Annotated in this window: 7 protein-coding genes and 2 pseudogenes; 4 read left to right on the top strand and 5 right to left on the bottom strand. The window is 41.6% G+C overall.

Annotation, left to right across the window (positions count from 1 at the left end; genetic code table 11):
* The first annotated feature begins 985 nt into the window (after positions 1-985).
* The gene (locus tag V7K85_RS27530; protein ID WP_334818723.1) at positions 986-4,087 is read left to right on the top strand and encodes an esterase-like activity of phytase family protein; all 3,102 of its coding nucleotides are present in this window, start codon (positions 986-988) and stop codon (positions 4,085-4,087) included.
* Positions 4,088-4,361: 274 nt separating this feature from the next.
* On the opposite strand, the gene V7K85_RS27535 is transcribed toward V7K85_RS27530, so the two are convergent.
* The 4 genes from V7K85_RS27535 to V7K85_RS27550 all read right to left on the bottom strand — a co-directional run bounded on the left by V7K85_RS27535 (position 4,362) and on the right by V7K85_RS27550 (position 7,287).
* Positions 4,362-4,751, bottom strand: a complete 390-nt coding sequence (locus V7K85_RS27535) for a DUF1634 domain-containing protein (RefSeq protein ID WP_334818481.1) — start codon at positions 4,749-4,751, stop codon at positions 4,362-4,364.
* Between the two features lies 1 nt (position 4,752).
* Positions 4,753-5,589 (bottom strand): sulfite exporter TauE/SafE family protein, encoded by an 837-nt coding sequence (locus V7K85_RS27540; RefSeq protein ID WP_334818483.1) that lies wholly within the window; start codon positions 5,587-5,589, stop codon positions 4,753-4,755.
* Between the two features lie 40 nt (positions 5,590-5,629).
* The gene (locus V7K85_RS27545; RefSeq protein ID WP_334818485.1) at positions 5,630-6,010 is read right to left on the bottom strand and encodes a sulfite exporter TauE/SafE family protein; all 381 of its coding nucleotides are present in this window, start codon (positions 6,008-6,010) and stop codon (positions 5,630-5,632) included.
* A 266-nt stretch (positions 6,011-6,276) separates the two neighbouring features.
* Complete coding sequence (locus tag V7K85_RS27550) at positions 6,277-7,287, bottom strand: YeiH family protein (RefSeq protein WP_334818487.1); 1,011 nt, start codon at positions 7,285-7,287, stop codon at positions 6,277-6,279.
* 432 nt (positions 7,288-7,719) lie between these two features.
* Between V7K85_RS27550 and V7K85_RS27555 the strand changes: the two genes are divergently transcribed.
* Positions 7,720-7,872 (top strand): hypothetical protein, encoded by a 153-nt coding sequence (locus tag V7K85_RS27555; protein WP_334818489.1) that lies wholly within the window; start codon positions 7,720-7,722, stop codon positions 7,870-7,872.
* Between the two features lie 15 nt (positions 7,873-7,887).
* A pseudogene (locus V7K85_RS27560) lies at positions 7,888-8,382 on the top strand (alternative oxidase); the annotation flags it as partial.
* A gap of 124 nt (positions 8,383-8,506) precedes the next feature.
* On the opposite strand, the pseudogene V7K85_RS27565 reads toward V7K85_RS27560, so the two are convergent.
* Positions 8,507-9,253: pseudogene (locus tag V7K85_RS27565) on the bottom strand (LysR substrate-binding domain-containing protein); the annotation flags it as partial.
* A gap of 363 nt (positions 9,254-9,616) precedes the next feature.
* Between V7K85_RS27565 and V7K85_RS27570 the strand changes: the two are divergent.
* Positions 9,617-12,292, top strand: coding sequence for an alkaline phosphatase family protein (locus V7K85_RS27570; protein WP_334818491.1), 2,676 nt, complete (start codon positions 9,617-9,619; stop codon positions 12,290-12,292).
* Positions 12,293-12,546 lie beyond the last annotated feature (254 nt).

Below are 12,546 nucleotides of genomic sequence, written 5' to 3' on the forward strand. Positions count from 1 at the left end.
CAGCTGATTCATTTGTTGTCAAGATTGGGGAAAATGGTATAAATCCTTATGCAGAAAAGTTGATGCGTAGGCGTAGCCAGCCGTAGGCATCGCTAGCAACTTCAAACTGAAAAAATCAAATTTTATCTCTTGATAATTCTCAAGAATAGTTCGGTAACAAAAGTAAAAAAAATTAATCTACTGTTGATTAATTTACTTTCTACAAAATTTAATAAATATAGCAAATTGCAGGTAAATGAAGTACACAGGGAGGGGCACAGCACTGCTGTGCCCTTAGAGGATGTTTTAAAAGTCCTATTGTCGGTATCAAAACGTTCTAGATCCTCCTAAATCCCCCTTCAAAAGGGGGACTTTGATTCCGGTTCCCCCCTTAAAAAGGGGGGTTAGGGGGGATCAATAAGTGCCTAAAATCACAGCCAAACACTTTTAAAACATCCTCTTAAAATCATCTGTACCTCATCTTGGCGTAGCCTCTCGTAGAGAAGTTGCAATCTGCTGTATTATTTTTTTGCTTAATCGGATTTTAATTCTTCTTTCTATTTAACTTATTCTTCTCTTAATCTTTTAATGAAAATATTTTTAGTGTTAGCTAAATTATCTCATAACTCCTATCGAGAGATTTAAATTCGTCATCTGAGTGTTCTACACTCATTACTCACTAACACAGATTAGTAGTTTTGACTTTTCACATTATGTGGAAAAGCCACGAAACACCTAACCTCCTAACCCCCCTCCCACTTCGGGAAGGGGGAAAATTCAAAGTATCTCTCCTAAGAGGAGAGAGATTTAGAGAGAGGTTTCCCAGATACCGTGAAAAGTCAGATTAGTAGTTGAGATTCCATTATCATTTCTCAAGCTTTCGATAACTCTGAGAAATACTTTTTTTGTAAATGTATTCTCGGTGTTCATGGCGAAATCGGACTTAGAGGATGTTTGTGTTGTAGTAAGGATTCCACTTAAATTCAAATACCCAAAAAAAATTCTAATTATGGCAATCAAATTAGTAGGCTTTGCCTCTTTACCTGCTGATACCTTTGGTGATGGCCCAGTTTCTGGTAAAGAAATTTCAGCCAATGGCAGAACGGGGCCTTTCCCAGGACAGCCAATTCAAGGTTTTAGTGGTGTACAATTCGCTAACAATAACTCTTTTTACTTCCTGTCAGACAATGGTTACGGGAGCAAAGATAATAGTAAAGACTTTTTACTGCGGATCAATCGTCTAGACCCGAATTTTAAGGGAACAGAAAATGGAGATGGCAGTGTTAAAGTTTTAGACTACATCCAACTGTCTGATCCTAATAACAAAGTTCCTTTTGAAATAGTTAATCAGGGAACTACTGGAAGATTACTGACTGGTGCAGACTTTGATGTAGAGTCATTCGTCTTTGATAAAGACGGTACAATCTGGGTTGGAGACGAGTTTGGCCCCTATCTGCTGCATTTTGATGCCACTGGCAAGTTGTTAGAGGCTCCCATTGCTACACCCGACCAATTCAAGACTCTAAATGGAGAAGCACCTAAAGTTATTGGTCACAGAGGTGCAGCTGGCTATCGTCCAGAACATACTTTAGAGTCTTATAAGCAAGGAATTGAGAGAGGCGCTGACTTCATTGAGCCTGACTTGGTAGTTACAAAAGATGGTGTATTAATTGCTCGCCATGAGCCTGCTTTAGCAGTTTTGAACGCTGATGGCACCGTCAATTTCAGCAACACAACCACAAATGTTTACAAACATCCAGAGTTTGCCGATCGCAAGAAAACAGTAAGTTTAGATGGAAACACAATTACAGGTTGGTTTGCTGAAGACTTCACTTTAGCTGAAATCAAGACTTTACGTGCAGAAGAGCGTCTACCTTTCCGGGATCACTCCTTCGATGATCAATTTGAGATTCCTACCTTCACGGAAATCATCAATCTGGTTAAGGATGTAGAAGCCAAGACAGGTAAAAAGATTGGCATTTACCCTGAAACTAAGCACCCGACATACTTGGCTCAAGAAGCTACCTATGTAGGTACTACTGACAAAATTCATCGAAACATTAGTCAGCTACTAATCGATACACTCAAGGCAAATAACTTCACTGATCCTAGCCGGATTTTCATTCAGTCCTTTGAAGTATCTAACCTCAAACAACTGCATGATGTGATCATGCCTAACGCAGGGGTAGATATCCCACTTATCCAGCTTCTAGATGCAAGTGACATTGACATCAACGGTAAGATCATAGAAAGTCAGCCCTATGACCTCAAGGTTAGTGGCGACTCTCGCACCTATGGCGACTTACGAACTCCAAAAGGCTTGGCTGAAATTGCCACTTATGCTGATGGTATTGGCCCTTGGAAGCGGATGATTGTTAGCGTTAAAGGTACTGATGCCAATGGTGATGGCAAAGCAGATGATGTGAATGGGGATGGGGTAGTAAATGAGGCTGATGAGACAACGTTACCTCCAACTACCTTAATTCAAGATGCTCACAACGCAGGTTTGCAGGTTCACCCCTACACCTTCCGTGCAGAAGATCAATATTTAGCAGCAGATTATAAAGGCAAGCTAGCACTAGAAATTCAGCAGTTCTATCAATTAGGGGTAGATGCGCTATTTACAGACTTTCCTGATATTGGGGATAAAGTACGGGATAAACTCAGAGATAATCCTCAGTATAATGTAGTGCGATCGCCACAAAATCCCGATGTTCTTTCAGGAGATGCCTTTGCTAACTTGGGTAGTTCTAAAGGTTTTGAGGGTGGAGCAATCAACGCCAGCAAAACTAAGCTCTACCTACTGCTAGAGGGGACTGTTCAAGGTGATACTCCTGGCGCTTTGCGGATTAACGAATTTGACATTGCTAGCCACAAATACAGTGATCAACCACGCTACTACAAACTGGAAAATCCCTCAAATTCGATTGGGGATTTAGCAGTTATTAATGATAATGAGTACCTAGTCATTGAACGGGATAACAATCAAGGGGCTGCGGCTAAATTCAAGAAAATCTACAAAGTAGACCTGTCTAAAAGAGATTCGAATGGCTACGTAGCTAAAGAAGAAGTTGCAGACTTGTTAAACATCCAAGACCCCAACGATCTGAATGGGGATGGTAAGACCACCTTCAACTTCCCATTCCAAACCATTGAAAATGTTCTGGTTGTTGACAAAAACACCATTTTGGTAGCTAATGACAACAATTATCCTTTTTCTACAGGTCGTCCTGGCAATGATCCTCAGCATCCAGTAATAGACAACGATGAAATTCTACTGCTGAAGTTGGAAAAGCCCCTTAACCTTGCTCCTGGTTTAGGTCAACCTCAAGCTGAAAAAATTAATTTTGGCTCCAATAGCAGCAATGATATTACCGTTCAGCCAAATCAAACCTTACTCACAGGTGACGGAGCAGACTTTGTAGAGGGTACTAAAGGTAACACAATTGTGACTGGCAAAGGTGATGACACAGTGGTGGTCGGTGGTGACTCCTCAGTGTCCACGGGAGACGGTAACGATCAAGTCTTGATTGGCGCAAATAGCCCTGCTAACAAAACTAGTGCTAATGGTGGTGCTGGTAATGACCAAGTTACCGTAGTGGAAGCCAATGGTAGTAATAATCTATTTGGGGCAGCAGGTAATGATACTTTGACAGTAGTTGAAGGTACTGGTCAACTGTCCTTTGGGGGCTCAGGTAACGACACCCTCAAGAGTCAAGGTAGCAATAACCGTCTATATGGTGGTTCTGGGGATGATAAACTCTTCTCTAGTGTCAATGACTCCCTATTTGGTGGCGATGGTGATGATGTGCTATTTGCTGGTCAAGGGGGTAGCGATCGCCTAAGTGGTGGTGCTGGTGCTGACCAATTCTGGATTGCTAACGCCAGTCTGCCAACTAGCAAGAACATTGTGACTGATTTTGCGATCGGCATTGATAAAATCGGGCTGGGTGGTGTCGGCGTAACTCAGTTTAGTGCTTTAACACTGTTGCAACAGGGTAGTAACACTATCGTGAAAACCGGAAATACCGAGTTGGCTTCATTGCTGGGAATTACATCAACTAACCTCACAGCAAATGATTTCGTTTTTTCTCCTAGTGTTGTTTAGCCAATAGAATAGATGATTACAGCTTAGATTCAACATTCATTCATTAGTTAAGCTGTAGCGATTTTGTCATGCGAGGGAGTAATATTCCCTCGCTTTTTATCTCATATTTCCTACCCAATAAGGATTATGAACAATTTGCATCAAATGAGCGATGCTGCTGTATCGGTTTTCAATTCAAACCTTAATTCCAGATAGATAATAAAAAACTTAAGTAGTGCTGTACAACACTTCCTATAATCAAAAGCATAGACTACCAATACAACGCCATCTTTTTTTAGGATTTTTCCCATACAAGACTATAAATTAACTCAATTAATACAATTGAAGTCACAATTATATAAGTCAAATCTCTTTGTCGTACAAAGGCAAACAGGGAAAATATAACTCGTGCAATTGGTGTAGCAATTAATAGTAGTAATCCAAATTGGATGATGCCACGACGACGACCTGATAAAACTGCTGTTTCTACTCCCTCTAAAGAGTTAAAATCTGCGGGTTCTCCTCGGAAAAATTGGTAATTGACAGGACTAGTACCATAGTGAATCAAATACAAAACTCCACCTACCAAAACTACACTAGTAGCAACAAGTACTCCAAATCTTAACAAGTTGCCAATGAACTGTTCAACTTGATGTTCGCTCCATCTACGTTTGGGTTGAGACATTCTAAATCCCTCCTGTTAAACCTTTGTAGATCATTTCAATTGCCAGCGCTAGAATAACGAGACTGAAGATATTTCGCAACAACTCAATCCTTGCTCTTACTAATACTTTTGCGCCTAACAAAGCACCAAGTAGTACACCCAACATTACTGGCATTGCCAATCCTGGATCGATGTAACCCCGTTTTAAGTACACTCCAGCGCTAGCTGCGGCGGTCACGCCAATCATAAAATTGCTAGTGGTGGTAGAAACCTTAAATGGAATACGCATCGCTCGATCCATTGCCAGCACTTTCACAGCTCCTGAACCAATGCCGAGTAATCCTGAAAGTATCCCAGCAATAAACATCAATCCAAATCCAACTGGTACTGCACGGACATTGTAAGATTGCAGTCCGGTTTGAGTTGGGTAACTACCGTTGAGTTGGAGAGAAGTTGCTAAAGGATCTGGGGGTTCGCCGTCAACGTGTTCAACGCGGGGTTGACGCGACAGGTAGGCACTATAAATTAGAACTATACCAAGGATGATCGCGATCGCTCTAGTAGAAACCATCCCCGCCACAATTGCCCCGACTAATGCCCCTGCTGTCGTCGCTATTTCCAAAAACATCCCCAACCGCAGATTAGTGAAACCTTGCTTAACATAAGCAGATGCAGCCCCGCTAGAAGTAGCAATCACAGATACCAGTGAAGCGCCAACAGCATAGCGAATATCAACCCCAAACGCCAAAGTTAACATTGGCACAATTACTACTCCACCCCCTAACCCAGTTAGTGAACCGAGAAAACCTGCGGTTAAGGAACTAAGCCATACTAGTAAGGAAAATTCTAAAATATTCACGTCAGTTTTATATTACTTGAGTTGCTATTGAGGTACTGAGTTATAAAGCGGAATCGCCTGTGTTTGCAAAAATCACTCTCATAGCACTAACAAGTAGTAAAACACCAAATATTCTAGATAGAACCACGTTAGATAATCCAATTCCTATTTTGGCTCCCAACCATCCACCTAATACAAAACCTAAACAAAGCAGTACGGCTATTTTTAAGTCTACATAACCTTGTTTATAGTAAGTCCATGCAGCCAAGGCATCAATGGGAGAAACTAGCAAGGTTAACGTTGTGCCTTGAGCTTGATGTTGAGAGAATCCAAACACAAAAATTAAAGCAGGTAAAATAATTATTCCGCCGCCAATTCCAGTGATTCCGCTTACTATTCCTGCAATCAATCCTAAACTTAGACAAAGTAAAATGTTATCCATAACTTTCACCTGATGCTTGTTTTTTACCGAATTTTTAACAATTTGGCTGGTTAGAGAGTACTTAATTTGACTTTAGATAAGCAAAGGAATATTAACAATCATTCTTTTGTGTCAAATTAATAAATCGAGTTGATGGATTCCCCAAAATATTTTGAGCATACAAAGATGTACTATCCTTGACCTTGTGAAGGCGAACCGCCTGAATCCAAATAAAACTTCTGTACGATGCTATGGATGAAAGACTTAGCTTTCAGGCATATTTGTGCCTAACGCACCATTAAGAGAATCACACCAAGCGAAGTAGCGCTAATAAATATCCACAGCAGCACTCCCTGAAGCATCGGTTTCCAACCAACTGCTTTCAACATCCTCTGCGATAGCCCTGCACCAATCAGAAACAGCGTTAACGTCAAACCCGCTTCTGAAACGTGTGTTACCACTGGCGACCAAGAAGCAACTTCTGGTATAAAAGTCCGCGCTACCGAAGCTAGAAGAAACAAACCAATAAACCAGGGTACTTGGGGTTTATGTTGCACAGTCTCCCCTGATTTTGCCTGTTGACGCTGAAATATATAGCTGGCTGCCGCTGAAATCGGTACAATCCACAAAGCGCGGGAAAGTTTGACAGCTGTAGCAGTGTATAGCGCACTTTGACCATAATGTGATGCTGCACCAACCACACTAGAAATGTCGTGAATTGCTACACCCGACCACGTTCCAAATTGTGCTTGGGTCAAGTGCAGTACGTGTCCCAGCGGTGGAAATACGAATAAAGCAACGGCGTTGAGGACAAAAACTGTTCCCATTGCTACGGAAATCTCACTTTCGGCTGCGTTAATTACTGAACTAACAGCAGCGATCGCACTTCCGCCACAAATTGCTGTTCCAGCTGAAATTAAGGCAGAGGCTTTAATGGGAATCTTCAAACACTTTCCTAGAAAATAGCCAAGAATGAAGGTTGCACTGATGCTACCAACAGCAAACAAAGCACCGCTTGCACCTGCCTTTAACACAACTGCTAAATTCATCCCAAAGCCCAGCATAATTACGGATGCTTCTAGTAAATATTTAGCGGCTGGACGGCTAATGCGATGAAATGGGTTCTCGTGAGTCAGTGCTAAAAGAATCCCTAACATCAATGCTATTGGTGGTGAAGCCCAAGGAGTCAGACAAAATCCAGCCGCTAAGAGAAACACAATTTTTCGATACAGCAGCTTTTGTTCTGAATTGAATTGCGGTATCCGCACTTTCTTGTTGTTTCTAATATCTTGTTTCATATCAACCTCGAATTTAGGGTTGGTATAACTTTAAGCTCTTATAATCATAGGAGCAAACGTTCCTTCCTATATAAACAATAGTTTTAAACTATTAAATCTGGACATGAAAGTTATTTAAAACTTGAAGGTGAAAAAAACTAAACTACAGTTATTGCAAATATGCCTAATTTCTGTATCACCCTTAAATGCATCTAGAATTCTTCTCAATGTACGAGAAGCTATATCAATAGTTTTAATCTATTGTTTACATAGTTAAGAACGTTTGCTTCTATTGATATATTTATCTAAGCTGAAATAGTGAAAGGAAAAAGTTGATTGCAATCACAGCCAATCTCTGCATCGTTAGGCATTAATTTGCAGAGTTTGAAATCAATTGACTCAAGCAGCCTAATTTTACCTTTATCTGAATGCAACTAAAAGCAGGAGAAGAAAATGATTCGATTACTAGTTGATTTTTTAGAATTTGTTTTGAATGTTTTTTACCGCAAGCGTTTGTATGCACGATTTTATGTGCTGGAAACAGTAGCGAGAGTTCCCTACTTTGCTTTTTTGTCAGCCCTTCACTTTTATGAAAGCCTCGGCTAGTGGCGAAAATCTGACTGGCTGAAAGTTCATTTTGCTGAATCTTGGAATGAGTTACATCACCTACTCATTGCTGAGTCACTAGGAGGTAATCAATATTGGATTGATCGCTTTGTTGCAGGTAGTGGGGTCATAATTTATTACTGGATTTTGATATTCGTGTACATTATTTCTCCCTCTGATGCTTATTACTTTACACAGCTAATAGAAGAACACGCATACCATACTTACGATACATTTTTAAAAGAGCATGAGGCGGAACTTAAAACTCAGCCAGCACCACAAATAGCGATTAATTACTACCGTGATGGCGACCTTTATATGTTTGATGAATTTCAAACTTCTCATCCAATAGCAGAACGTCGTCCAAAAATTGAAAATCTCTACGATGTCTATGTAGCAATTCGAGATGATGAAGGCGAACACATCAAAACAATGGTTGCTTGTCAGCAATCTGACGCACAGTTAACTTTCAAAAGTCCCCATAGTCCTGAAGCTAAATTTTTACCTTAAGAGACTATTCAGTCCATAAATCAGACGGCTGAATCAATCATTGAAGATACTGATGCAGATGAAGTTTTGATGTCATAGTGAAGTTTTCAGTACAGTGTTTGCTGAACTTGCGACTAATTTATTTCATTTTAGAAATCGCCGCAGCACCTACCCCACTCTCAACAGCTGCTTTAACCATATCACCGCTTTTCATCTCTAAAATTACATTTAACTGTGTTGGTTCAATACCCCACTGTCTTAGCACTTGCTCAAACTGTTGACGGGTTCCTGAGCCTTTCTCGCGCATTACCCAAGCAGTATTTGTTAATTCTGTTACCTCAACTGCCATTTTTTCAAACCAAGGATGAGATTGACCTACAACAATTTGCAAATAATCTCCGCCGACAATTTGTTGTTCCAGAGAAGCCAAAACCGATGGTTCAACTTCCCCTTCTACTAAGCTAAGGTCAAACAATCCTGTAACCGTTCCTGAGCTAATTTCAGTAGTGTTACCTAATGTACAATCCACAGAGATATTAGGATACTCTTGCTTAAATAAACTAATCAAGTGGGGAAGCCAATAATTACCTATGGTTTGGCTTGCACCTAACTTGAGTTCACCCCGTTTCAAGTCATTTAATTCTCGCAATCCTCGCTCGGTCAACTCGACTTGAGTTAAAATTTTTTGTGCTTCTACTTGTAGCATTTTGCCTGCAAGGGTTAATTCAATACGACGACCAACTCGATTAAACACTTTCACTCCATACTGTTCCTCAAGGCTTTGGATGGCAGCACTCACAGAAGGTTGAGTAATGTAAAGCTCCTCAGCGGCGCGAGTAAAGTGCAGATGCTGCGCCACCGCCAGGAAAATCTGTAGCTGGTCAATGGTCATCCTTGCCATTTATAAAAGCGTTAAATTCTTCAGGTGATAAATGTCCTTATATAAAACTATATGGGATTGCGATGGCTACGCCCGCCGCAGGCATCGCAATCAAATGCAGCGTTGACTCCCAAATCTTAACTTGTTTATAACTTTCCTTAAACATTGAACAACTATCTTTTGAGACAGTGACCATTACATTCATTTAATTGTCTGCACTAATTTGTGTGAACACTAAGCATTTTGTTGCCAAATACTACTTAGGTTTCTGTAGCCAACAATTTTTGCTTGGGTTGAGTGTAATTAATCCCTCAGTCTATATACACACAATTGCTGCGATTAATCATAGCTCACAATACTTAAGGAATAGTCGGTATGGCTGATACAAACGGCAACGGTAGAAATGTCATTATTTTTGTTGCGGATGGATTGCGTAACGGTTCTGTAAACGCTACTGATACTCCAACTTTATATAGCATCCGTCAACAGGGAGTTAATTTCACCAATAGTCATTCGCTATTTCCGACATTTACCACCCCGAATGCTTCTGCGATCGCAACGGGGCATTATCTTGGTGATACAGGTGACTTTAGTAACACTGTCTACACTGGTTTTCCTAGTCCTAATGCCAATGGTAGTGTGACGCCATTCATTGAAAATGATGCGGTTCTGGGCGATATCGATGAAAAGTTTCCTGGTAACAACTTTTTAGATGAGGAGTCACTCCTAGCTTATGCGCGATCGCAGGGTTTCAACACAGCAGCAGTTGGTAAATTAGGGCCCGTTGCGCTCCAAGATGTTACACAAGTTAATCGAGAAGGTGGTACCACCGGTACTATTCCTACTCCCAAAACAATTATTATTGATGACAGTACGAATGGTGCAACACCACCTATTACAGCCGCTGGTTCACCTTCTGCTGTTCCACTTGATCGAGATATTGTCAATCGCTTACAAGCTGCTGGTCTAGCCGTAAAACCGACATTGCGAGTCCAGCCAGCTGGTAACAACACAACTCCTGGCACCCTGAATGCCAATGTGGCTCAACAACAGTACTTTGCAGATGCTACTACCAAAGTAATTTTACCCAAGTTTCAAGAAGAGGGTAAACCATTCGCATTGGTCTACTGGTCAAGAGATCCCGATGGTACTCAACACAATCAGGGTGATAGCTTAAACAGCTTGACACCAGGTATCAATGGTCCTACTTCAAAAGCTGGGGTCAAAAATGCTGATGATAATTTAAAGCAACTTCTTAACTATCTCAAGAGTACAGGCTTGGACAAGACTACTGATGTCTTTATTACTTCCGACCACGGTTTTTCTACCATCAGCAAACAAGTTATTGATAGCCAAGGCACAAAAACTACAAGTTATGCTGCCACCCAAACATACGCGGGTGTAAATCCGGGATTTCTACCAGCAGGCTTTGTTGCGATTGATTTGGCTCATGATCTAGGTCTACCCCTATACGATCCTAACCCTACGAGCCTCCCCCCAGACCTTAAGCACATCCAATATACAACTGTTGATGCCACACAAGGTCAACGTCCTATTTCTGGGAATGGTGTAATTGGTGGTACAGGTCAGGTAATTAATGGCCAACTCGACTCAGGTACAAAGATAGTTGTAGCTGCGAATGGTGGTTCTGACTTAATTTATTTACCTAATGGCAATGCTGACCTAGCTAAACAGGTAGTGAATTTGCTCTCGCAAAAAGATTACATCAGTGGTATTTTCGTAGACGATGCCTATGGAACCATTCCAGGTGCTTTACCACTGAGTGCGATCGGGCTAAAAGGTGATGCTAAAACACCAGTTCCATCTATTGTGATCAATTTCAAAACCTTTAGCACCGACCCAAACAACCCAAACAACCCTCAAGCTCAGGTAGAGATTGCTGATACAACTTTGCAGCAAGGGCAGGGGATGCATGGCAGCTTTGGTCGAGGTGATACCTTCAATAACATGGAGGCTATTGGCCCTGACTTTAAACAAGGCTATGTGGACTATGCGCCCGTCAGTAATGCTGATGTAACGCCTACACTTGCTCGTATTCTGGGGTTAGAAATTCCCAGTAATGGCGATTTGAAAGGTCGTGCCATTACAGAAGCACTGGTGGAAGGCCCTGATTCAGTCTCCTTCACAAAAGGAACTTTGACCTCAGAAGAAACTAATAATGGTCAAACAACAATTCTAAATGCTCAGAGTGTAGGTAATACTCAGTACTTTACAGCAGCAGGGTTTCCTGGTCGCACCGATGGACTAACAACATTAGATGTCGAATTTGGTTCTAAAAATAGTGATGATATCACCCTGAAGTCAAACCAAACCTTATTCACCGGTGACGGAGCAGATTTTGTAGAAGGTAATAAAGGTAACACAATCCTAGCTGGGAAAGGTGATGACACAGTGGTGGTCGGCAGTGACTCCTCAGTGTCCACAGGAGACGGTAATGATCAAGTCTTGATTGGCACAAATGGCCCTGCTAACAACACTAGTGCTGATGGTGGTGCTGGTGATGACCAAATTACCGTAGTTGAAGCCAATGGTAGTAATAATTTGTTTGGGGCAGCAGGTAATGATACTTTGACAGTAGTTGAAGGAACTCGTCAACTCTCCTTCGGTGGCTCAGGTAACGACACCCTCAAGAGTCAAGGTAGCAATAACCGTCTCTACGGTGGCTCTGGGGATGACAAACTCTTCTCCAATGTCAATGATTCGCTGTTTGGTGGTGATAGTGATGATGTGCTATTTGCTGGTCAACAGGGCGGTAATCGCCTGAATGGTGGTGCTGGTGCTGACCAGTTCTGGATTGCTAATGCCAGTCTGCCAGCTAGCAAGAACATTATCACTGACTTTACAATCGGGATTGATAAAATCGGGCTAGGCGGTATTGGTGTGACTCAGTTTAGTGGGCTAACACTATTGCAGCAGGGTAGTGACACGATAGTGAAAACCGGAAATACACAGTTGGCTTCATTGCTGGGAATTACATCAACTAGCCTCACAGCAAATGATTTCGTTTTTTCTGCTAGTGTCGTGGCTTAGTCTGTTCGCCTAGTGCAGCGTGCCCCAAATAACTATCCAGTTGAAACAGCGGTTTTCAATTGTGTAGACTATAGCAAATAGTTCGTTATTGTGGGCTGGGCATTGCAATGCCCAGCCTACAGTCGTTTCGGTGGTCATACCCTGAAGTCCAACCTACCTCTAAAGTCCAGAGTTTTTCTAGAGTTGGTTTATAAAGCCTACACCCCAAAACAGTAATTATATGGCTTGTCGTCCCTTTGATGCCAGCGCTCAGG

This window comes from Nostoc sp. (genome assembly GCF_036917615.1).
Classification (GTDB): domain Bacteria; phylum Cyanobacteriota; class Cyanobacteriia; order Cyanobacteriales; family Nostocaceae; genus Nostoc.

Coding starts and splice junctions, on each gene's coding strand:
- V7K85_RS27535 (WP_334818481.1), bottom strand. CDS start 4,751: ATGTCTCAACCCAAACGTAGATGGAGCGAACATCAAGTTGAACAGTTC.
- V7K85_RS27545 (WP_334818485.1), bottom strand. CDS start 6,010: ATGGATAACATTTTACTTTGTCTAAGTTTAGGATTGATTGCAGGAATA.
- V7K85_RS27550 (WP_334818487.1), bottom strand. CDS start 7,287: ATGAAACAAGATATTAGAAACAACAAGAAAGTGCGGATACCGCAATTC.
- V7K85_RS27555 (WP_334818489.1), top strand. CDS start 7,720: ATGATTCGATTACTAGTTGATTTTTTAGAATTTGTTTTGAATGTTTTT.
- V7K85_RS27570 (WP_334818491.1), top strand. CDS start 9,617: ATGGCTGATACAAACGGCAACGGTAGAAATGTCATTATTTTTGTTGCG.